This is a genomic window from Desulfitobacterium metallireducens DSM 15288 (assembly GCF_000231405.2).
In the GTDB taxonomy this organism is placed as follows: Bacteria; Bacillota; Desulfitobacteriia; order Desulfitobacteriales; family Desulfitobacteriaceae; genus Desulfitobacterium_A; species Desulfitobacterium_A metallireducens.
Map to the genome: position 1 here is coordinate 1242249 of NZ_CP007032.1, position 22567 is coordinate 1264815.

General features: G+C 40.5%; 25 protein-coding genes. 21 read left to right on the forward strand and 4 right to left on the reverse strand.

What is annotated here, in order from left to right; translation table 11 throughout:
• The first annotated feature begins 51 nt into the window (after positions 1–51).
• Positions 52–591 (forward strand): hypothetical protein, encoded by a 540-nt coding sequence (locus tag DESME_RS06030; RefSeq protein ID WP_006715616.1) that lies wholly within the window; start codon positions 52–54, stop codon positions 589–591.
• Between the two features lie 12 nt (positions 592–603).
• Here the strand turns inward: DESME_RS06030 and DESME_RS06035 are convergent, their stop codons facing one another.
• Positions 604–1047 carry a DMT family transporter gene (locus tag DESME_RS06035; RefSeq protein ID WP_006715615.1) on the reverse strand — a complete coding sequence of 148 codons (444 nt, stop codon included), beginning with the start codon at positions 1045–1047 and terminating at the stop codon, positions 604–606.
• Between the two features lie 132 nt (positions 1048–1179).
• On the opposite strand from DESME_RS06035, the gene DESME_RS06040 reads away from it, so the two are divergent.
• From DESME_RS06040 to DESME_RS15350, 5 genes are all read left to right on the forward strand, one after another.
• Positions 1180–1554, forward strand: coding sequence for a hypothetical protein (locus DESME_RS06040; RefSeq protein ID WP_006715614.1), 375 nt, complete (start codon positions 1180–1182; stop codon positions 1552–1554).
• A 179-nt stretch (positions 1555–1733) separates the two neighbouring features.
• Complete coding sequence (locus DESME_RS06045) at positions 1734–3773, forward strand: molybdopterin-containing oxidoreductase family protein (RefSeq protein WP_202962889.1); 2040 nt, start codon at positions 1734–1736, stop codon at positions 3771–3773.
• A complete protein-coding gene (locus DESME_RS06050) occupies positions 3766–5010 on the forward strand; it encodes an MFS transporter (RefSeq protein WP_006715612.1) in 1245 nt (414 codons plus the stop codon). Before DESME_RS06045 ends, DESME_RS06050 begins: the two co-directional genes overlap by 8 nt.
• Positions 5007–5492: a metallophosphoesterase family protein gene (locus DESME_RS06055; protein WP_006715611.1), complete on the forward strand. Its 486-nt coding sequence runs from the start codon at positions 5007–5009 to the stop codon at positions 5490–5492. The genes DESME_RS06050 and DESME_RS06055 overlap by 4 nt, the downstream gene beginning before the upstream one ends.
• Before the next feature lie 25 nt (positions 5493–5517).
• Positions 5518–6078: a DUF2103 domain-containing protein gene (locus tag DESME_RS15350; RefSeq protein ID WP_006715610.1), complete on the forward strand. Its 561-nt coding sequence runs from the start codon at positions 5518–5520 to the stop codon at positions 6076–6078.
• A gap of 54 nt (positions 6079–6132) precedes the next feature.
• On the opposite strand, the gene DESME_RS06065 is transcribed toward DESME_RS15350, so the two are convergent.
• Positions 6133–6450: a hypothetical protein gene (locus tag DESME_RS06065; protein ID WP_006715609.1), complete on the reverse strand. Its 318-nt coding sequence runs from the start codon at positions 6448–6450 to the stop codon at positions 6133–6135.
• Between the two features lie 206 nt (positions 6451–6656).
• On the opposite strand from DESME_RS06065, the gene DESME_RS06070 reads away from it, so the two are divergent.
• Positions 6657–6920 carry an antibiotic biosynthesis monooxygenase gene (locus tag DESME_RS06070; RefSeq protein ID WP_006715608.1) on the forward strand — a complete coding sequence of 88 codons (264 nt, stop codon included), beginning with the start codon at positions 6657–6659 and terminating at the stop codon, positions 6918–6920.
• Between the two features lie 191 nt (positions 6921–7111).
• Positions 7112–7747, forward strand: a complete 636-nt coding sequence (locus DESME_RS06075) for a hypothetical protein (RefSeq protein ID WP_006715607.1) — start codon at positions 7112–7114, stop codon at positions 7745–7747.
• Between the two features lie 106 nt (positions 7748–7853).
• Here the strand turns inward: DESME_RS06075 and DESME_RS06080 are convergent, their stop codons facing one another.
• Positions 7854–8363 (reverse strand): hypothetical protein, encoded by a 510-nt coding sequence (locus tag DESME_RS06080; protein ID WP_006715606.1) that lies wholly within the window; start codon positions 8361–8363, stop codon positions 7854–7856.
• Between the two features lie 189 nt (positions 8364–8552).
• On the opposite strand from DESME_RS06080, the gene DESME_RS06085 reads away from it, so the two are divergent.
• The 7 genes from DESME_RS06085 to DESME_RS06110 all read left to right on the forward strand — a co-directional run bounded on the left by DESME_RS06085 (position 8553) and on the right by DESME_RS06110 (position 15072).
• Entirely contained in the window at positions 8553–11333 is a 2781-nt protein-coding gene (locus DESME_RS06085) for a helicase C-terminal domain-containing protein (protein ID WP_006715605.1), read from the forward strand.
• 75 nt (positions 11334–11408) lie between these two features.
• On the forward strand, positions 11409–12050 hold the full coding sequence (locus DESME_RS06090; RefSeq protein WP_006715604.1) for a phosphatidylserine decarboxylase family protein: 642 nt from the start codon (positions 11409–11411) through the stop codon (positions 12048–12050).
• Positions 12043–12570 carry a CDP-diacylglycerol--serine O-phosphatidyltransferase gene (gene pssA / locus DESME_RS06095; RefSeq protein WP_006715603.1) on the forward strand — a complete coding sequence of 176 codons (528 nt, stop codon included), beginning with the start codon at positions 12043–12045 and terminating at the stop codon, positions 12568–12570. The genes DESME_RS06090 and pssA overlap by 8 nt, the downstream gene beginning before the upstream one ends.
• Positions 12571–12724: 154 nt before the next feature.
• Positions 12725–13078: a hypothetical protein gene (locus DESME_RS06100; RefSeq protein WP_006715602.1), complete on the forward strand. Its 354-nt coding sequence runs from the start codon at positions 12725–12727 to the stop codon at positions 13076–13078.
• A gap of 224 nt (positions 13079–13302) precedes the next feature.
• The gene (locus tag DESME_RS06105; protein WP_006715601.1) at positions 13303–13767 is read left to right on the forward strand and encodes a hypothetical protein; all 465 of its coding nucleotides are present in this window, start codon (positions 13303–13305) and stop codon (positions 13765–13767) included.
• Positions 13768–14028: 261 nt separating this feature from the next.
• Positions 14029–14175, forward strand: a complete 147-nt coding sequence (locus DESME_RS16045) for a hypothetical protein (protein ID WP_006715600.1) — start codon at positions 14029–14031, stop codon at positions 14173–14175.
• A gap of 12 nt (positions 14176–14187) precedes the next feature.
• Positions 14188–15072 carry a DUF1858 domain-containing protein gene (locus DESME_RS06110; RefSeq protein ID WP_006715599.1) on the forward strand — a complete coding sequence of 295 codons (885 nt, stop codon included), beginning with the start codon at positions 14188–14190 and terminating at the stop codon, positions 15070–15072.
• A 76-nt stretch (positions 15073–15148) separates the two neighbouring features.
• Here the strand turns inward: DESME_RS06110 and DESME_RS06115 are convergent, their stop codons facing one another.
• Entirely contained in the window at positions 15149–15337 is a 189-nt protein-coding gene (locus DESME_RS06115) for a ferredoxin (protein ID WP_006715598.1), read from the reverse strand.
• A gap of 129 nt (positions 15338–15466) precedes the next feature.
• On the opposite strand from DESME_RS06115, the gene DESME_RS06120 reads away from it, so the two are divergent.
• The 6 genes from DESME_RS06120 to DESME_RS06145 all read left to right on the forward strand — a co-directional run bounded on the left by DESME_RS06120 (position 15467) and on the right by DESME_RS06145 (position 22567).
• The gene (locus DESME_RS06120) at positions 15467–15970 is read left to right on the forward strand and encodes a GNAT family N-acetyltransferase (protein ID WP_006715597.1); all 504 of its coding nucleotides are present in this window, start codon (positions 15467–15469) and stop codon (positions 15968–15970) included.
• A gap of 295 nt (positions 15971–16265) precedes the next feature.
• Positions 16266–17060: a sporulation transcription factor Spo0A gene (gene spo0A, locus DESME_RS06125; RefSeq protein WP_006715596.1), complete on the forward strand. Its 795-nt coding sequence runs from the start codon at positions 16266–16268 to the stop codon at positions 17058–17060.
• A 264-nt stretch (positions 17061–17324) separates the two neighbouring features.
• On the forward strand, positions 17325–18809 hold the full coding sequence (locus DESME_RS06130) for an aminopeptidase (RefSeq protein ID WP_006715595.1): 1485 nt from the start codon (positions 17325–17327) through the stop codon (positions 18807–18809).
• A gap of 185 nt (positions 18810–18994) precedes the next feature.
• Positions 18995–20611 (forward strand): peptide ABC transporter substrate-binding protein, encoded by a 1617-nt coding sequence (locus tag DESME_RS06135; protein WP_006715594.1) that lies wholly within the window; start codon positions 18995–18997, stop codon positions 20609–20611.
• 109 nt (positions 20612–20720) lie between these two features.
• Positions 20721–21653 carry an ABC transporter permease gene (locus DESME_RS06140; protein WP_006715593.1) on the forward strand — a complete coding sequence of 311 codons (933 nt, stop codon included), beginning with the start codon at positions 20721–20723 and terminating at the stop codon, positions 21651–21653.
• Between the two features lie 2 nt (positions 21654–21655).
• Positions 21656–22567: an ABC transporter permease gene (locus tag DESME_RS06145; RefSeq protein ID WP_006715592.1), complete on the forward strand. Its 912-nt coding sequence runs from the start codon at positions 21656–21658 to the stop codon at positions 22565–22567.

The window sequence follows — 22567 nt, forward strand, 5'->3', positions numbered from 1 at the left end:
TTATTCGTATATTATTAAGAGGACACTCTAAATTGATGGGGAGGGATGATTATGCCGAATTCCTGGGGACGTCCCCCGCGTAACGATATGTGGCAGGACATGCAGGCTTTGGCATTTTGGGTATTGATCATAGGTGTTGTGGGATTATTTATCTTTCCTAATTTTTTTAAAGATGTTTATTCTCGTATAACCGATCCAACCAAAGCAGTTACCACAGATACGGGTAATTTGACAAGTGATTTGAATAGTTACGGCTTAGAGCTAGATTCGAGCAATCTTACCCAGGATACCTCAAGCATACTTAATTCAGGATATTCTTCTAATGTGCTCACAGGACTATATGGGAATAAGAACGAGGTTTCGACGGGTTATTGGGTTATCTTTGTGTCTGATGGAGAATTCAACCAGCTTTCAGTAACGAATGAAACCTATACTTTTCTGACCAATTTGATTAGCAGAGATACCAAGGCTGACCTTAAAAATACAGTAATTCTTGCCGCGAATGGGCAAATACTTAAATTTACGGTGAGTGAGGAAGTTTATTCAATCATAACCAATATGGCCGTGATTGATACTCGAACAAAAACATGATGAGATGTAGATTTAGTCAAAGAGCAATTTTGCACCGGCAGCAAAGAGAATTAAGCCTAGAATTTGCCAAGGATTCCAGGGTAAGCGTTCAACTCCGAGCCAACCAAAATGGTCGATGATGATGGCCGCACCAACTTGTCCAATAATTATAGCTGTGGTCGCATTACACACGCCGATTTTAGGAATACTGAAAGCCACTAAGCCAATAATTAGAACACTGAGAACTCCGCCAAGATAAAGATACCATGGGATTGAAACCCAGTTATATTGAATGATAGGTACGCGAAAGACGAGAACAGTGATGAAGGCCACGATAACACCGATGAGATGAACTGCAAAAGTTGCGGCTAAGAGATGCGTTTTTTGCTGAAGCACGGAATTTAAGGAACCTTGAATGGCCATCGCTATTCCCGATACAGCTGCAATAAGAAAGGGAAATGATAAAAATTTTGCCATAAAAAACCTCCTGCTTAATTATTTGAATGGATGGACAAGTTCTCCAACTTCGACAAGAACTAGCTTGTATTCGTTTTCATCGGAAGGGGGAAAATGAAGATGTAAAACAATTAAAAAAAGAGGTGGCGTCTCGTGGATATTGATTATAATCTTGTGCAACGGGCCCAGATGCTACTCACTCTTGATCACCCTCTGAGTCAAGTTAAAGATATCCTGCTTCGTGAAGGATATCCTCAAGACCAAGTTACCGAACTTATTGAAGCCACAGAAGAGGTGCTCAATTACTTAGTTCCACCTGAATATGATGAAAATAAAGTGGGAATTGACATTCTACACCCTGGTGAAAAGGCTCAGGACAGGAAACCTTCTGTTGACATTCTGATTGATAAGACAAATGGGAGACTGAGCTTGTTGACTCCGCAGTATCAGGAAACGTGGCGAGTTGCCAATGAAGTAAGAAAGGCAATCAAAACACAAAGAGCAATTTATGGTAGTTATCTTCAGTAGAAGTGTAACGTTCATTCTCTGAAACTCGGCGGAAGCCGAGTTTTCTTTTATGGTTCTACTTTGTCACTAAGGTATATTATTTTCGTCTATGTTATAAATTATGTTATAATTTTGAGAGATTAGAGGTTTAAATGCACTGCGTGGATGCGGTGCATTTTTTCAAAGAAAGGGTGGATCCCGTGGAGTTCAAGTATTCCGTTTGCCCTCATGATTGTCCAGATACTTGTGCTTGGAAAATAGAACTCAGTCAAGGTCGAATTCAAAGAATTATGGGAGATCCTTTACACCCTGTGACGCAAGGGGTGATTTGTGAAAAGGCAAAATATTATGTAGAACGGATTTATGGATCTGATCGTGTTCTTTTTCCGATGAGGAGAAGTGGACCCAAAGGAAGTGGACAATTTGAGCGAATCTCGTGGGAAGAGGCTATGAATGAGATTACGCAGAGATGGCAAACCTTGATTGATAAACACGGAGCAGAGTGCATTTTGCCCTATTCATATGCTGGGACAGAAGGAATCATTAATAAAGCCAGCATGGACCGTCGATTTTTTAATCGGCTGGCTTCAACTCAGCTTGAAAGAACGATTTGCTCAGCGGCAGGTAGCGCCGGGTACCAAATGGCCTATGGTGCGTCTCGAGGAGTTAACCCGCTTGAAACGGTAAAAGCACGCTTTCTGCTTTTTTGGGGGATCAATGTCCTGGAAACAAATTTGCACCAAGCCATGCTGGCGAATCGAGCCCGTCAAAACGGAGCGAAGATCGTAGTTATCGATATTCACCTAAATAAAACAGCCAAATGGGCGGACGAGTTCTATCAAATCCTTCCTGGATCAGATGGGGCCTTGGCACTGGGGTTAGCCCACGTAATCGTGCGCGATGGGGTACACGATTTAGCATGGATCGAGAAGTATATCCAAGGCTTTAAGGAATTCAATGAGGAAATTAAGAATTATCCACCTGAGCGTGTGGCGAAAATTACGGGTTTAACCGAGGTGGAGGTTGTTAAGTTAGCGCATGAATATGGTGAGGCGCATCCCAGTTTTATTCGAATCGGCAATGGCTTTCAGCATCATGAGAACGGGGGAATGTCGACTTGGGCGATTGCTTGTTTGCCTGCTCTTACAGGAGCCTGGAAGGATCAGGGAGGCGGTCTGCTTAAATTTAATTCGGGTTATTTTCCCTTGAACAAGGATGCGGTTGAACGTCCTGATCTCTTAAAATCCTCTCCTCGAGTCGTGAACATGAACCAATTAGGAAGGGCTTTGACGAACCTGAAGCCTTCAATTTATGCTCTTTATGTTTATAATAGTAATCCGGCTGCAGTAGCCCCTGAACAAAAATTAGTTTTGGAGGGACTAGCACGGGAAGACCTCTTTACGGTGGTTCATGAGCAAGTATGGACGGATACTGCCCGTTGGGCGGATCTCGTTTTACCTGCAACAACTCATGTTGAGCATGCAGATCTTTATGTAAGTTATTGGCATGGTATTTTACAATGGGCTGATCCAATTATTCCTCGTCAAGGGGAAAGTAAACCCAATATTGAAGTATTTCAAGAACTGGCTCAACGAATGGGATTTCAGGAGGCGTGTTTTCAGGAGACGACAGAGGATATCGCCCGCAGTGCCTTAATGACATCAGCTTTGCAGAAGCAAGGCATCGATTTAGAACGTTTAAAAGCTGAACGGTATATTCCGCTTGAAATGGAAGAACTTCCTTTTATCGACCATAAGCCAGGTACACCGAGTGGTAAGATTGAGTTATATTCTGAACGCGCTCAGGTGTTGGGACTGTCGCCGGTTCCTACCTATATTCCCCTTGTGGAAGGCCTAGAAACAGAAGACCTCGAACATCCTTTAATGTTAATTTCTCCGCCTCACCATCTTATTCTTAATTCGACCTTCGCCCAAATCGAGAGTGTTCAAAGTCGCTGGAGAGGCCCAGAACTGGAGATTCACCCTGAAGATGCGCTTGTTCGTGGTATTCATGAAGGAGACGAGGTTGAGGTATATAACGATCGCGGAAGTTGTCAACTCAAGGCAGTTGTTCGTAAAAGTGTTTTACGTGGTGTTGTTGTTACCCTCGGAGTATGGTGGCCACGGGATTACGAAAAAGGCATTGGAATCAATGCCTTAACGCCTAGCCGTCTGGCAGATATGGGAAATGGCGCAACCTTTTTCTCGAATAGAGTAGAAGTAAGGAAAGTATATGAATGATTTAACTCTTAAAAGCCAATTTTTTAAGGCCTTTCCGGCACTGGCCCATGCACCGTTTCGGTGGTTTTGGTGCGGACAAATTATATCGGTGATCGGAACGTGGACTCAAAATATTGGGCAAGCCTGGTTGGTTCTTGAATTGACCAATTCACCCTTTTTGCTCGGATTGGTATCAGCGATGCAATTTCTCCCCATGCTTTTATTGTCCTTACATGCAGGGGCTTGGATAGATCGAATCTCGAAACGTCACATCATTATCTTGACGCAAACCATCTTAATGATTTTGGCTTTTGCCTTAGCGCTATTGGTAGGTACAGGGCTGATTCGGTACTGGATGTTACTCATTTTAGCTTTGATCCTAGGGGTAGCGAATACGGTAGATGTCCCAGCTCGTCAATCCTTTGTCATTGAACTTGCGGGTAGAGAAGATCTAACGAATGCCATTGCTTTGAATTCGGCTATTTTTAACGGTGGCAGGATAGTTGGTCCAGCCATTGCAGGAATCATCATGGGGGCTTGGGGGCCAATGTGGTGTTTTATTATTAATGGGATAAGTTTCATTGGAGTTATTGGCATTTTGAGATTTCTTCCCTCCATTCCCCAGAAAACTAAATCTGTTTCCAAACAGGGGAAAGTTTGGCCGGAAATTAAAGAAGGGTTGTCTTATATCCATAAGACGCCTACGATTTTGCTATGTATTGCGCTTTTGGGCTTTATGAGCGCAATAGCGATGAATACAAATGTACTCGTTCCTATTTTAGCTAAAATGAAGCTAAATCAGCAGGCGTTAGGGTATGGGTTGTTAATGAGTGCAATGGGATTTGGAGCACTTGTTGGCGCGTTAACAGTTGCAGTTAGAAGCGGGAGTAAGCCAAGGTGGGGAACTCTATATACAGGGGCAACTGGATTAGCCGTTTCTTCCATTTTACTCGGACTTCAGTCCAACTATGGGGCGGCAGTGATCATGCTGGTTTTCATGGGCTGGTCGATGATTACGTTCTCGGCCTCAGTCAATTCGATGATCCAATTAACCGTCGCGGATGAATTTCGAGGTAGGGTGATGAGTGTTTATTCTCTTGTCTTCGGAGGAATGACCCCTTTTGGAAGTTTATATGCAGGGACTCTAGCTCATATCTGGGGAGCGGGAGTTACATTTATCGTTAGTGGAATTCTATCGTTGTTATTTCTGGTCGGAATCGGCTTCCAATTAAAACGCCATAAGGGGGAATTAAGGTGATTATTGGAGTGCTCTCGGACACTCATCTTAGGACAGGACAGACTCTTCCTACGCGAGTATGGGAGGAATTATCTAAAGTCGATCTTATAATTCACGCGGGTGATATACTAAATTCAGAAGTACTAATGGATCTTTCAAGTCTTGCCCCCGTTGAGGCTGTGCGCGGGAATTGCGATGGCTGTGAGTTGGCTAAGCTACCTGAACAAAGAATTCTGATTTGTGAGGGGAAAAGGATAGGTTTGACTCACGGTGCATTTGGCCCAGGAAAAACAACGCCAGAACGCGCTTTTAGAGCGTTTGATAAGAGTGAAGTTGATATAATTGTCTTTGGACATAGTCATACTCCATATTTGCAGTGGCAAGAAGGAATCTTGCTATTTAACCCAGGCTCGGCGACAGATAAGCGCCGAGAACTTAAATATTCCATGGGGTTATTGAAAATCGAGAGCATCGGAATTGAGGCTAAGCATCTCTATTTTTAACATATAAACATTGAGGGTGGCTAAGATGAAATATCGCAGAAACAAAGTAAAAAGGGAACATGGAATCATCCAAGATGCGCTTAATTGGTTGGAGGAGCTAGGGCAATGTCCTGAAGTCACGGATATTATTCCTGGGGTAATCGAGGTAAGTCGTTCACCTGAACGGTGTATCGTCTATAAATATCCGACTCAGACGGGATGTAAATTACTTTTGAAGAGTAATGGCTCAATTCAGGAAGCCTTCGTCGTTACAAAAGAGCCAGAGATCGTCAGGGAGTGGGTCGAGCGTCATTTTCCTCCTACGATTGAGAAAGTCGAACAAGTAAGACCGGAGCATCACGCTCAAAGTGAAATTAAATCATCGGGGAACCCGCTGAAGGACAAGTTGAACACGAGGAGACCTTATTCAGATAAAGCAACTAAATCTTCAAAAAACCGTCGCCCAGGTAATGCAGAAACCTTAAAGCTTGGAAATGTTGATCCACTGAACTTGGGGCAACTTCTTAATTCAAACACACGTCAAGCTTTACGCGCGTTACAAAAGGATTTATGTGATTCCTCAAAATTTCAACGCAAAAAGACATAAGCAAAATCGCTTATGTCTCTTTTATTTAAGTAGATTGTATTTTAGTTATTGCGCTTAGGACTCTGCAATTTTCTGGATTTTAAGTGAAAGTTGTCTACGTGCTAAAGTTTCAGCCACTAGTTCGCTGTTACCGAGCGTAACCCCATTGAGTCGCCACTCGCGAAAAGTTTGCCAATATTGTTGCTCAGAAATGCGCCGGGTTAATCGTTCGGATTCTTCATCATAAGGCCAGAAAACATCAACCCACATTGTGCCTTTATTACTGAGTACGAGAACAAAATGGACAAGTTCAGGACTGGGAGAGTCAACATCTCGCATGAGAATATGAGAACGGCCACTTGGGAAATCCGTTCGATTGTAAATCAGCTTCATCACGATCCTCCTTTTAGCGTGCTCGTGAGTCTCTTACCATTCTAGTATAGCATGTGGGGAATTAAAAGACGATTCCAGAAAATAGGGTAAGATCTTCTTTGCCTATCTTATGCTTATGATTTCAAAAGGTTAAAAAAGAGTATGGAAGATTAAAAGCTGGGATAAAATAAAGGAAACGTACAACTGATGAACAAGGGGGTTTAAGAATGCTTTCAGTCGTTCATACATTTAATGGCCCAGATCATGACCGACTTCTAGCCGATATCCGAGTAGGCCTAAATACAATTGAAGGTGTTGAGGGATTCAAATTTGCTTCCATCAACGAACAAACCAATACCGATGATATTTTAGTTTTTTCAAAGTGGGAAGACAGAAGTTCTTTTGAAAACTGGGCAAATACAATAGGAGAAAATAAAGCCTTTAAGCAAGCAACCCCTCAAATGTTCGAAGTGATTGAAGAGAAGTATTAGAATCTAAGGGAGAATTCGCAGTCAGCGAATCTCCCTTTTAATGTACTATCTTAATAAGGAGCGAAAAGAAACGAAAAAGATCGAAAAGAGTAAAGCAATTTATTAGAAAATTAAAAAAATAAAGGGGATTTCTCTAACAATATCATTTATAATATAAGTAGACGGAAGTTGATTATAGGGGGGCCAGCATCATGAGATTTCCATTACCGATCTACAATCCTGTGAAGGAATGCAATTCCTGTATTCAGCAGGAGGAAAAAGAGGTCTCGGCACATATTTTAGCCTATCAAGTTGCAAATCAACTTATCAAAAACCATTCAGGTACGATGACTATGGATTCTAACACATTAGTAATAAACTTAAGGTCCTTGGAGGAACCACTCACGATTAATTTACACTCAGGCCAACTTAGTTATCAATCCTTAGGTGTTCCTTTGCAGCAACATTATGCTTCAGGAAAGAGGTTAACTCAAATCGTGAGTGAGATTCAGGACTATCTTGCCATACCTGAAGCAAACCAGACTTCGGATTATGAACTTTATAGTTTATTGACAAAACTGGTTGAAATCTACCACGCCCGGTGTGGGCTGCAGATTATTACGCTGGATAATTCTGAAGAGAAGACCACTTGGGAATTGCGCTTAACAGATCAGGGCCCCGCAGGGTGGATTTACAGCGATGGAACCGCGAAAAATCGTTTTGGAGAGGTCCTTGAACTAAAGAATTGGGAACACCTACGGCCTGAGAAGATGGCCGCCTATGTATTCGGGTTTAATCGTTATTGTTCGAACTATCCTAGTCCACTCAAGGAATCTTTATCAAATTAATAATTCTATCCTTTAAAGGCATAATGGATTAAAAATAAATTCAGCTGGAGGTTTAATCGTTCCAGCTGAATTTTAGTTTCTAAACTGTAATTATTTACTTTTGAAATTAGAAATCCTCAGAAGTTGAAGTACGGAGCATGTTCATGAATTCATCAAAAGTAGGCTTTAGATTTGAGTCAGGTATCCCCTGTAAAGTTTGAGTTTCGTTAAGAATAACGCGTCCTTGATGAGGGCCTTCTACTTCTATTTCGATGGAATCCAGATTAAAATCTTGAACTCGCCCGTCGATGTTTAGATTAAAAACGCGACTTTGGGGAAATTGAGCTTTGAGTAATACCGTACTGTTAGCAAGGGCAGATTCATTTGGAGGATTTTCTGATGTTCTTAAATCACTAAGAATAAAGGTGGTTTCCATAAGAAGATTTTGTACGACGACTTTATTCGAATTCCATTTCAGTTGAACTGGAATGTTTTGTACTTGACCTTTGGGCGAGATTACGACGATCGAATAATTATCATCTTGAGTTAAGCCTGGTTTACTTGCACATCCAGAAATAAAGAGGAGAAGAAGTAGCAAGAGAGCAAACCAACGATAAAATTTATGAGTTCGACTCAAAGGAGTTACCTTCTTCCTTAGAAGTATAAATTTACACAGTTCGTCCTATTAATTCGTGATAAATTTGCGGATTCCTCTTTCAATAATTTATTTTCTCTCTTGAGTTGCAAGTTTTCAGGACGGGAACAAGTCTTGCGTTGATTCTGAAAGGGAAACTGTGTACAATGACAAGAGGAAAGGGGAAGGAATATGCACACGGGAAAAATTGTCGCCTTAGACCTCGTAACGACCGGGTTAAATATAGAACAGGATGAAATCATTGAATATGCTGCCTGGTGTATTGAAGATGGCAAAGATCCTGTGCTTCAACATTTCTTAATTAAACCCTCTCATACTGTGCCTGATAAAATTTTAAAATTTACTGGAATTTCTGATCTTGAGCTTCAGCAGGGCTTAAATTTGCAAGAGCAGAGGGAGGAAATTCTTCAATTTTTACAAGGTGCGACCCTTGTAGGACATAATGTTCGTTTTGACCTTGATTTTTTGGAGCGTCAGCTTGGAATATCGTTAAATCAAACGGTTTGGGATACTTATATAATTGCCCAAATTTTCTTCCCTAGCATGCACTACTATCGACTCGCCGATCTAGTGAAGAAGCTTAACCTGGAAATCGATGATTCGTTTCATCGAGCCCAAACGGATGCTTGGGCTAGTTGGAAGCTACTTGAAGCATGTTGGAAGAAAGGGATGAAATTTGATCTTGGTTTTTATACGCGGTCACTTCCGGTATTAGAAGGGCTCAATGAGCACAGCTTTTTTAAAGCATTGGAACAAGAAATCGGACGTAAATTTCCGAGCCGGTTTATTCGGAATGGTTTGGCTTTAGCAGTATCTTTGGAGGGAGAGGGCCTTTTTTTCGAAGAACAGTCTTCAGACGGTGTACCTGATTCAGGGGACTGGATTAAATCCTGTTTTGCACCTAAAGGTCTATTAGAAAAGAAGCTTCCGGGCTATGAGAGTCGTCACGGTCAAATTAAGATGGCTCAGGCTGCCACAGAGGCCCTACAAGGAGCACATCATCTCGTTGTTGAAGCTGGAACGGGGACGGGTAAATCCTATGCCTATCTGATTCCCGCTTTGTGGTGGGCTCGGAAAACAGGTAAAAAAGTTGTTGTAGCAACCCATACCATCCCCTTACAGGAGCAACTTTATCAAAAAGATTTGCCCGTTTTAACAGATATCTTACCCTTCAAATTTCGGGGCGCTTTGCTTAAAGGGAAGGGAAACTATCTCTGCTTGAAAAAGTGGCTAACTTTTCAATCCTATCCTGCAGAATTGTCAAATCAGGAACGTTTTGTGTTAGCCAGTATTTTAGTTTGGTTAAGTGAGACACAAACGGGAGATTGGCAGGAAATTGCGCAGGTTTACGGAGTTTCCCGTGTCTGGTCTTATATTAGTGCCGAGAATGAAAGTTGTGTTCCCCAAAAATGTCCGGAATCGGGGAATTGTTTCATGCTGAGAGCACGTAGGAAGGCTGAAGAGGCAAATGTAGTTGTTATTAATCATTCTTTGTTACTTGCTGATGTCAAAGCAGATCATAATGTTCTCCCCGAATATCACGAGTTAGTTATCGATGAAGCTCACCATCTTCATCAAGCCGCTTTAGAACAACTGGGACAAGAAGTGAGTCGTGAAAAGTTGCTGAGGATCTTGGAACAAGTTTTTCGTTCAGTGGGTTCAAGCCTTTATGGTGGGATAAAATCGAAACAGGGGTTCTGGATCCAGATTATGCCGATGGATGTTTGGGAAAATTTTCAGAAGAAGTGGTCAGAATTACCTGAGGCCTGCGCTTCAATTTCGGAACAGGCGGAAGAACTCTTTGTATGGCTTGGACAAGTTCTTGGACAGGGACAACTGTCCCAGCGTTTGACACCCAAATCTCGTCAAGAAGCGTGGTGGAGTTACTTTTCGACCCAGATTGAAAATATGATAGGACGGTTGAATAGGCTAAGACAAGTTCTCAATTCAATGTCGCAAGTGCTAAGTGGTTTGGATATTGATGAATTAACTGAACTTGGTTATGAAATTTCAACACGTATCCGAGCTATCGAAGATCTTCAACAGTGCTTTGAACTTCTTCTTCAAATTGATGACCCTGCACGAGTAAGTTGGATAGAGGCCAATGGACAGAGAGTGTACCTCAAAACTTCTCCCGTCGATGTCAGTGATCTGCTTCATGAAAAGCTCTTTGAACAATTGGATTCAGCAATATTAACCTCTGCAACGATTAGTATTGCTGGCTCTTTTACTCACTATCTTGCTGAGGTGGGCTTGCCCCAGAAAACTATTGCTTTGGATGTTCATTCTCCTTTTAATTATGATCAGCAAATGCAATTTCTAATTGTTAAAGATCTCGTAAATAGTAGCGTTCCAGGATTGTTCAAAATAGATGAAGTAATTCAGTTCATAGCTGATGTAGGCCTTCGGATGAAGGGACGAACATTAGTTTTGTTAACGTCTCATCAATTATTACATCAAATCGAGGTTCCTTTAAAAACTATTTTGGAGCCAGCAGGGATTGAGGTCTTAGCTCAAGGCAAGAATAGAAGCAGAGCTTCAATTCTTGCTGAATTTATGGAGAATCCCAAGTCAATCTTGCTCGGTGCTAATAGCTTTTGGGAGGGAATTGATATCCCGGGTGAAGGCTTATCATGTGTCTTGTTGCTAAAACTTCCTTTCTGGGCTCCAAGTATGCCACTCATTGCTGCTCGGTCTGAATATTTAGAGCAAAAAGGAAAAAATTCATTTCAAGATTTTTTACTTCCTGAAGCAGTTTTGCGATTTAAACAAGGTTTTGGACGTCTCATTCGTTCAAAAACAGATCGGGGATTTGTTATTCTTTTAGATTCAAGGATAATAGAGAAGAGATATGGCAAAGTATTTCTCACTTCGTTACCGCTGCAGACTCATATTCGGGATGACCATGAACAAATACTAACCCGAATCGAACAGTGGATCAAATCTGAATAACCGATCAAAGAGCTTTTATAAATCTCAGAAAGGTGATAAACTAGAGGAAATATAAAGAGGGAGGTCATATTTTAGGTGAAACAGTATCCCGTTTCGCGTGATGGGTGGTCATATATTGCGGTCCTCGCTCTACTAACGATTTTAGCTTATTGGCTTAAGCCAGGATTAGCAATTTTATCGGGGATATTGCTCTTATTTGTATTATATTTTTTTAGAAATCCGGAACGAAAGATTTCTAGCGATCCATTGACTTTAGTTTCTCCAGCGGACGGGGCTGTAATGGATGTTGAGCGCGTTTTTGAAGAACGTGTTCTTAAAGGTGAGAGCATCCGCATCCGTATTTTTCTGAGTCTTTTAAATGTTCATGTTAACCGGTCGCCGATGGAGGGAAAAGTTGTTTATCGTGCTTATCGAGAAGGAAAAATGCTCCCTGCTTTCAAAAGCCATGCCTCAGAGTTGAATGAGAAGAGCTTTATCGGAATTAAAAATGAACATCTGCATATTTTAGTCACGCAGGTTACCGGGTTTATGGCTCGACGAATTGTGTGTTGGGCAAAAGAGGGAGATACGTTACAAAAGGGTGAACGTTTTGGACTAATCAAGTTTGGGTCTTGTACAGAAATCTTTCTTCCACCGGATGTAGAGGTTCTTGTAAGTACGGGGGATAAAGTCCGGGGCGGAGAGACCATTATTGGGAGAGTGATTTCTGATGAATAATAACCCTATTAATATTCGAGTAATACCTAGTCTATTTACTTTAGCTAACCTTCTTTTTGGTTTTCTGGCTTTAGCATTAACTATGGATGGTAAATTTAAGCTGGCTGCAGGACTAATCATTCTTTCCACTTTAATGGATAGTATGGATGGAAAAGTAGCCCGTAAACTGTCGGTGAGCTCTGATTTCGGTTATGAACTTGATTCTTTAAGTGATCTTGTTTCCTTTGGGGTAGCACCTGCTATTTTAACCTATAGAGCGTTATTACAAGACCAACTTGGATACTGGGGATTGGCACTTGCGGCAATTTTTGCGCTTTGTGGAGCAGTACGCTTAGCCCGTTTTAACGTTCTTCATATTAGTAATTATTTTGTAGGTGTGCCCATCACGTTTGCAGGAGGGTTTATGGCCTTAATTCTCTTGTTCCATAGCATGCTGCCATGGCCTATTTATGCCATCTGCCTAGCTATTCTTGCTTTCTTAATGGTATCTACTTTTAAGGTTCCTAAGCCTGGAGTATAGAATTAAATTTAAATTGTTATATGTCTCTTCTAGCAAGCTCCGGATCACTTTATTGGTTTGGAGCTTGCTATTTTAGAGAGAATCTTTTCACCCCTTAACTTCTTAGGGCATATAGTAAGGCACAAAGGAGTTGCAAGCATAGGGGGATTGTTCAATGGAAAATAATCAACAGGTGAATTGGGCGAACATTGGATTACGTATGGTACAGGGTTTAACAACAACGATTGATGCAGTCCGTCAGTTAGATGCTCAGGAAGCATCCTTAGTCATGCGGCTACTGGGTAAAACTTGTTCCAAAATGATGAAAGAGGGAGTAGGACATCAATTCGGAATTGCCTTGATTGAAACAAGTGCTCAATTGGCGATGAAGGAAGTACTTGTGGTTGAGGATGTTTTGAAAATTATTAGTTCAATTATTGGTCGACTCTATTTTATGGCGAGTACAGAGGAAGAAAAACAATTGGTTGCCCAACTTGAAGAAGCAGTTAAGAATTACCAAATTATATAATAACGCATAGTAACTTTGTTCAGCATAAACTAGGATGACAGGGTTAGAAAAGAGGTGAGCGCTATGAAGGTTTATTATGTAAGATTACCCGAATTCGTTCTGAATTTCCTGCGTAAAGTTTTTAATTAAATTTCTCTTTATAATTTAAATTTTTTACTTACGAGATAGCATGAAATCAACTTTCCCTCCTATAAATATAATAAAGACAAGCAAGGAGGGTGAGTATGCGTCATAGTCGTTATCTCTGGTTGTTGATGATTATCATGAGTTGTTTGGTAGTTATGATTGCTTGGAAGACTCCACAAGCGGTGGTTAGTGCAATGGCCCAACCTCAATTTGCGGATACTCCACGTGTTGCAGTTCAGCGGTTTTGGGATTGCCTGGATACCCGACAATTGGAGATGGCTGATCAGTTATTGCTTAGTCAAGATCTATCACCACTTGGAGAGTATGAGGTTGAGAAATGGAAGGAGCTCGTTGAAAGGGATCCTTTCCTATCTATGAAAAAACTTGAGTTTCTAAGTTCTTCATCTCAAGAAGACATAATAATTCGGGTTTCCTGGGCTTCTCCTTTGCGTGAAAATTTATCAGCAACTTATGCAATCAAAACTCAATCCACGCCTGAAGGGTGGAAAATCACTCAAATTAAAAAGATTACGCCGCAATCCATGGCAATCCAATTTAACTAAGTTATTTTATGTCATTAAACGCGCAGGGCGCGTTATTTTTTTATAAAATGCTACAACGAATTTAGCGAGTTAATCTAGGTTATATAAGCTTTTCTTTGTTGCGGTGTATATTTGATTTGCGAATAGCTCACAATGAACACAGGTTCGATAAGAACCGGAGAAATAGTGTTCAGAAAAACACACAAGAATGTGTTACATGTCACATCTCTAGCTGATAATGTATGTTACACTTAGCTCGAATTAGAAAAGGGGGTCATCCTAATGGCTGAAAACAAGCAAGATAATCTTGAATTAGAATGTGAACATTGTGGGACGACGAGTGAGCTTACTCCAGTAGTAACCTATGTGTACCAAGGTGAAGAAAAACATATCTGCACACATTGTCTGCCGATGCTTATTCATGGTTGAGAGGTGTAACGAATGAAATTTACTTTAGATATGAAACTTAAAGATATTATGGCAGCAAACCCTAAAACAGTAGATGCAATGCAAGAAATGGGGCTTCACTGTCTCGGTTGTCCATTTTCTGTTAATGAAAGTCTTCAAAATGCGGCCCAAATGCACAATCTGGATCCAGAGAATCTTCTTGAAAAAATTAATTCAGTTGAACAAGGTGAAATGTCTGCTCAAGCGGTAGCTAATGCTCAGCCTGTAGGGGCAATATTGCAAGCCGATAAACAAACGTATGCAATAGCACCTCATATCCCCGCGGGGGTTGCTTCACCAGATGTTTTACGCAAAATAGCGGATGTTGCAGAAAAATATAATGCGCCAGCAATTAAGGTAACTTCTGCACAGAGAATTGCTATTGTAGGCTTAAAGCCTGAAGATGTACCCAAAGCTTGGGAGGACTTGGGGATGGACCCTGGTCATGCCGTAGGACTTTGCGTACGTAGTGTCAAAGTTTGTCCAGGATCAGTTTTTTGCAAGCGCGGTCTACAGGAGACGTTAGGAATTGGGATGGAGTTGGATAAACGTTACCATGGAATGGTATTGCCTTCTAAATTTAAGATTGGGGTAGCCGGTTGTCCTAATAAGTGCACAGATTCAGCCAATGTTGACCTTGGATTAATGGGGACGAGCAAAGGATATCATTTATATGTTGGTGGCAATGGTGGGGTAAAACCGCGTCAAGGGAATCTTCTGCTCGAAAATCTCCAACCGGATCAATTAATTCCTGTAGTAGATTCTGTTATCAATTATTACAAGGAAACAGCGAAACAAAATGAAAGATTAGGACGACTTATTGATCGTATCGGAATTGATGAACTACGAGAAAGAGTTAATCAAACGCTAAGTGCATAGAGCAAATGAATAAAAAATAAGCAGATGGATTATCCATCTGCTTATTTTTTTCTGGCTTTGGGGTAAATGAAGAAACTTATTCGACATGAATAGCATCGACAGGACAGCCTTCGGCTGCTTCTTGTGCAGAAGCTTCAACCTCACTGGGGACAGGGGTTACATAAGCAGTCGCCAATCCATCGTCTTCCATTTTAAAAACCTCTGGGCAAATTGAGGGACAAGCGCCGCAACCAATACAGGTATCTTTATCCACTGAAGCATTCATTGAGTAAACCTCCTTATTTCATAATCATGATTATTCTATCCGAGCCTAGAAAGGTTATACCTAATCAGCATAAATATGTTAGGATGAGATGAAGAGAGTCAATTACGGAGTTAAAGGGGAAAGAGAATTATGCAAGATTTAGGAATTACGATTCGTATAGCCAATAATTTGGACTTAAAACAAATAACAGAAATTTATAATTGGGCTGTTGAAAATACAGTGGCGACCTTTGATTTGGAGAACCGCACGGAAGAAAAAGCAAATGAATGGTTCCTTGTTCATCAGAACTCTTATTATCCGCTCGTGGTCGCGGAAAAAGAGGGAAAAATCTTAGGATGGGCCAGCATCTCTCCCTTTCATCCCCGTCCGGCTTATAAGGCGAGCGGAGAATTCTCAATCTATATTGCACCAAGATCTCAGGGTTTGGGAATAGGGAAAAGACTCCTCGAGGCCCTATGCCAAATGGCGGAACAATTGGGTTATCATACACTTTTAGGGTTGATTACGGGGACCAATGAGGTGAGTCTGGCACTTGCTGGTAAACTCGGGTTCGAGGAGACGGGTCGTTATCGAGAAGTTGGACAGAAGTTCGGACAAGTTCTTGACGTGGTTGTGGTTCAAAAAGTTTTTTAAAAGCTTTCTTCATAATCCTGCTTTAATTCATGGTTATTCTTAAAAAAAATAGTGCTCTTGAAATATATGGATAAAAATGAAATAAAATAACGATCGAAATAAATTACAGAAAATACCAAAAATACGCATTTCCCTAGAGAAATTCATTATACGTCACTAGACTTAAGTTTTACTTATTTTTTACGATTTCGACATTTCTGATAACGTATAATAAAGTCGCCGGGTAGATAAAAAGACATGACGATTATTTAGACAATAGTGTCCGGTAAAAAAAATAAGGCGGGATGATGACTAAATGGGGAATAAGACTAAAATCGTTGTCGCGGATGATAATCGTAATTTATGTCAAATGCTACAAGACTATCTCCAGAGCCAAGAAGATCTTCAAGTTGTTGGGCTTGCATATAATGGAGTCGAGGCTTGGGACATGATCCAAGCTCAGGAGCCTGACTTAGTGATTCTGGATCTTGTCATGCCGAGTTTAGATGGGTTGGGTGTCCTTGAACGAATTAATGCGAGAAGTGCTACGCCAAGACCGAAAGTAATCATGTTGACTGCTTTTGGACAAGAATCATTGACTCATCAAGCAATGATGTTAGGCGTTGACTATTTCATCCTGAAACCGTTTGATTTAGAAATCTTGGGTAAGCGTATTCGGAGCTTAACGCAAGATGGAGCTGTAAACCAGGCCTCTATTCCTTCGTCCGTATCTTCGGTTACAAATGCAGGCAGTCGTGTGAATCTTGGTGCTGAAGTAACTTCTATGATGCATCAAATTGGAATTCCAGCTCATGTTAAAGGATATCAATATATACGAGATGCGATTCTGATGGTAGTAGAAGATGTTTCTTTGTTGGGAGCAGTCACAAAAGAACTTTATCCGGCGATTGCTAAAAAATATGATACGGCTCCAAGCAGGGTGGAACGCGGAATTCGACATGCAATTGAGCTTGCGTGGGAACGGGGCCATACTGAAACACTGAAACGAATTTTCGGATATTCCATGAATATCGAACGCCAAAAACCCACCAACTCTGAATTTGTTGCCTTGCTTGCCGATAAGTTAAGAGTAATGACGAAAGTTAGCTAAACCTCTCATACTCATCGTTTAATTGTTAGCATAGTGAAAAAAACTACATAGTGCTACCAATTTATGTTCTCTAAATCCTTTCTATCAGATCTATATAGGTCTGATAGAAAGGATTTTTTTTTAAAAGAATGTCCTACTCGATTTTATTGATCAAAAAAATTTGTTTGAGTAAAAGGGTTTCAAAAAGATCTATCGAATAAGAAAAAAGTATAAAATCCGAGATGAGAATTTAAATAAATTTGAAACAGGAGTAATCGTTGGACGATGAGGGATATCTGTATTTTAAGTAGTCTAGAAAAAGTAAAATCGATCTGTGACCCATTACGGATTGAAATCTTGAAACTGTTAATCAAAAAGAGCATGACCTCAAAACAAATTGCCGACCACGTTAAACAATCTGCTTCGAAAATTCATTATCATGTCAAAGAATTGGAAAAACACGAGATAATCATGCTTGACTATACTTTAGAGAAGAGCGGAATCCTGGAGAAATATTATCGAGCAGTTGCAAACAATTATTATATTGATCAATCCCTAGGAGATTATTTCGAGAAGAATGAAACAAAGTCGGTCAAATTTGTTACCCAGGATATTCTTTCTTGGCGGAGAATTCATCGGCTTAAGGTTGATACAGAAGCATTAGCTCGTAAAATAGTGAAAGATTGCTTAAAAATACAGTCTAAGGAAGTTGTTGGATTACTGGGCGGAATCAATCAAATGGATTTGGTTGAACCACTAGCAATTGAAATTCAAAGAGCTGGAGCTTACCCTTTATTATGTGTAGAGACGACAAAAATGAAGGCTAAAATGCTTGAGGAAATGGAACCTTTACTTATTCAAGAACATTTTCAGCATCTCGGAGAAACTTTACGCCCTGTAACGACATTAATCATGCTTGAGCATATTGTGAATCCTGCTTTGGCTAAGGGCATATCGCGTGAACGCGTTGAAGTTTATCGTAAGGCCTGGGTCAATGTACGAAATGAACTTTTTGACCGAAAAGTAAAATGGGCGTTTTTTGGATATCCGACCCAAGCACTTGCTGAAGAAATGAACATTGATTTTATCCAACTTCATGACATGTTTTGGAAGGGAATTGATGTTAACTATAATGAGCTTGAATACTCGGCTCAGTATGTAGCAAGAGTCCTTGCTGAGGGAAAGAAAATTAGGATTCAATCGGAACAAGGGACTGATTTGGAAATCTCTATAGTAGGACGACTCCCGCTAATTGATGATGGGCTTATTTCAGATGATGATATCAAAAATGGAGATACTGTTATTAATTTACCTAGCGGCGAAGTTTATATTGCTCCAGTGGAGGAATCTGTTAACGGTTTAGCCTTCTTTAATCTTGTTCATTATCAAGGAGAAGCGATTGAGGGAGTACGGCTTGAGTTCAAAAAAGGCAAAGTGATAAGGTTTTCTGCAGAAAAGAACGAATCTAAACTAAGAGAATTTTTTGACTCAGAAGATGAAGGCCGTCGCTGTCTGGGAGTGTTGGGAATTGGTCTAAATCCTTGGATCAAGGATATCGTTGGCTATCCGGTATATGATACGAAACAATTTGGAAGTATTAATTTGGCGCTCGGTGAAAATAAGATATTTGGTGGACAAAATAGTGCTTCAATTATGTGGCCAATGGTTATGAATCAGGTCAGTTTATGGGTTGATGAGATTCCTTTGATAGAAAACGAAGAGATCATTCAAAAAGACAAAATAAATTGTAAGCAAAAAATTGATCAGTAAAATAAATTTTAATGGACAAATGTTTTTTTTACGTGTACACTTAAAGCTATAATTTTACATAAAATAGGTAATGCTGAGATTTAGTCAACATTACTTGAAACGAGCTTAGAGGAGGTGAGAAGATAAAGCGAAAGGGACAAGTATTATCAACTACAATAAAAACAAATTGGGGAGGAAAGAAAGGAATGTTCAAAAGCAAAAAGTTAGCAACCCTAACATCGGTACTACTCGTAATAGGTTTACTTGTAACGGGATGTGGTACGAGCAATAATCAAGCGGCTGCCCCGCAAGAGATGAAAATGAGTTGGAATCCTGGTGCTGAACCCAAAACATTGGATCCTCAAATGTCCAACGGTATACCTGAGGCCATCATGGAAATGGCACTTTTCGAAGGAATAACTCGATTAGATCAAAACAATCAACCTCAAAACGCCTTAGCAGAAGATATTAAGGTTTCTGATGATGGACTGAAGTATACCATTAAACTTAAAGATAGCAAATTTAGTAACGGAGATCCTGTAACAGCAAATGATTTCAAGGCATCATGGATGCATGCCTTGAATCCTGAGGCAGCTGCAGAGTATGCTTATCAATTGTTCTACATTAAAAACGGTGAGGCTTATAATGCTAAAAAAGTCAAGGCTGAAGATGTAGGAATCAAGGTTGTGGATGATAAAAATCTCGAAATTACCCTTGAAAATCCGACTCCTTACTTTAAGGCTCTTCTCGCTTTCCCAACTTATTACCCGGTTGATGAAAAAGTTGTTAAAGCAACCAAGGATTGGAATACCAAAGCTGAAACCTTTGTAGGTAATGGACCTTATAAGATGCAATCTTGGAGCCATAATGATAAAATGGTTCTTGTGAAAAATGATAATTATTGGGATATCAAAAGTGTAAAAATCACAGAGCTGACCTTTAACCTAGTTGAAGATGCAAAAGCAGCCTTAACTGCTTTTGAAGCTGGGCAACTCGATGGAACAGACAATATTCCTGTTTCTGATATAGAGCGTTTACGTACTGCAGGAGTATTAAAAACTTCTCCTTACCTTGGTACCTATTACTATCGTTTTAATGTTACCAAGAAACCTTTTAATGATGTCAAAGTTCGTCAAGCATTAGCTTTGGCCATTGACCGTAAAAGCTTGATTGACAATGTCCTTAAAGGTGGTCAAACTCCAGCATATGCTTTCACACCAGGAGGTATTCCTGATGCACAAGCAGGGAAGGAATTCCGTACAGTTGGCGGTGACTATTTCAAAGAGGATCTTGCTAAGGCGAAACAACTGTTAGCTGAAGCAGGGTATCCAGATGGTAAGGGTTTCCCGGAAGTTAGTATTCTTTATAATACCAATGGTAATCACAACGTACTAGCCCAAGCAATCCAAGACATGTGGTCCAAAAACTTGGGAATTAAAGTAACTCTAACAGGGCAAGAATGGAAAGTTTATCAACAGTCTGAGCAATCTTTACAATACGATATTGCACGTGCAGGCTGGATTGGCGATTATATTGATCCAATGACCTTCATGGATATGATGGTAACCGATGGTGGAAATAACCAAACGGGCTTCAGCAATGCAGCCTATGATAAGGCTATTGATATAGCTAAAAAATCAGGTGACCCAACGGTTCGTATGCAATCTATGCATGATGCCGAAAAGATTCTTATGAACGAAATGCCTGTGATGCCTATTTACTTCTATACGAACAACTTTGTTTCGAAGGATAACGTCAAAGGTTTATTACAGTCGCCGTTAGGATTTATTGACTTTAAAACTGCGTATTTAGAAAAAAAATAATATCGAATAACAAACCACATTACAGCCTAGAGTTTCTTGAAGGGGCGGGTTTCAATACTTGCCCCTTCCTTATGTGATTAATAAGGGCTATTACCAAAGGAGGAAGCTTATGGTACGCTATTTAATTGGACGTATTTTATCTGCAATTTTTGTAATATGGCTAGTGCTTACCTTAACGTTTTCTTTGATGCATGCCATTCCAGGGGGGCCCTTTTCTTCAGAAAAGGTTCTCCCGTCTGCGGTTATGGCCAACATTAATGAACGTTATCACTTAAATGATCCCTTGAGCAAACAGTATTTTGACTATATTAACAACATGGCCCATTTTAATTTCGGACCTACTTTCCGCTATGAAGGTCGTACCGTTAATGACCTGTTCCATGATGGATTGCCAAAGACACTCGCTGTCGGTTTAACTGCCACAGTTATGGCTTTAGTGGGAGGAACCTTACTGGGAGTTGTTTCGGCACTAAAACAAAATAGATGGCCTGATTATCTTGCCACGATTTTTGCAACAATTGGGGTTTCTGTACCAAGTTTTGTTATTGCAACCTTCCTGCAATTCTACGTAGGGTATAAAACTCATCTTTTTCCACCGATTGGCTGGGGTGAGCCCATTAATTTAGTTTTACCTGCTTTAGCACTGAGTGCTTACCCCATTGCGCAAATTACGCGCTTAACCCGTTCTAGTATGCTTGATGTCTTAAATCAAGACTATATTCGAACGGCACGTGCGAAAGGAATGCCAGGATATGTCATCGTTTTTCGGCACGCTTTGAGGAATGCTTTACTACCTGTAATCACTTTCTTGGGACCCTTTTTTGCCTATATTTTAACGGGTAACTTTGTAGTTGAATATGTATTCAATATTCCTGGTATTGGTCAATTCTTCGTTACGGGTATTAATAATCGGGATTATCCCGTCATTCTAGGGACAACCGTCTTATTTGCAACCCTGTTAGTTTTGTGTAATCTAATAGTTGATATTGTTTATACGTTGGTAGATCCTCGCATCAAATTAACTTCCAAGAAGGGGGCGTAAGAATGAGCTTACCGGCTGATGCCTTTTCACCATTAAAACAAAGCTTGAAGACTGATGTCATTAACCGGCCAAGCACAACCCTCTGGCAGGACGCTTGGCGGAGATTTAAAATGAACCCATTAGCCATGACTGGGTTAGTTATCCTCGTTCTATTTGTGCTTATGGCTATAATCGGTCCTTTATTCTCCAAATATGACTATTATACAAATGACTTAATGTCGGCACGTCTTAATCCGAGTTGGGCACATCCTTTTGGGACTGATGAGCTGGGACGTGATATTTTAACAAGGGTCATGTATGGAACACGGATTTCTCTCATTATCGGGTTTGGGTCAGTCCTTATTAATCTCACGATTGGGATCTTTTATGGGGGGATTTCAGGTTACTTTGGCGGACGAATTGATAATTTTATGCAGCGTGTGATCGATGTAATCTATAGTGTCCCTGATCTTCTCTATGTAATCTTGCTTATGGTTACATTAGGAGGAGGCTTACAAAATATTTTCATCGTTATGGGCTTGGTCAACTGGGTGCCAATGGCTCGTACAATACGTGGTCAGATCTTAGCGTTACGTGAGCAGGAGTTTGTGTTAGCTGCACGAGCCTTGGGTGCAGATACCAAAAGGCTGCTAACAAAGCATCTTTTGCCCAATAGTATTGGCCAAATCATCGTAATTGCAGCACTGCAGGTTCCATCAGCTATTTTCCTGGAAGCCTTTTTAAGCTTTATTGGTTTAGGAGTTCAAGCTCCCGATGTTAGTTTAGGAATTATGGCAGCTGAGGGAAGAATGAACATCCCTTCATTCCCTTTTGCGTTAATTTTTCCAGCGATGAGCATTGCTATTTTGATGCTGGCATTTAACTTTGTAGGGGACGGTTTGCGTGATGCATTCGATCCCAAAATGCGGAAGTAA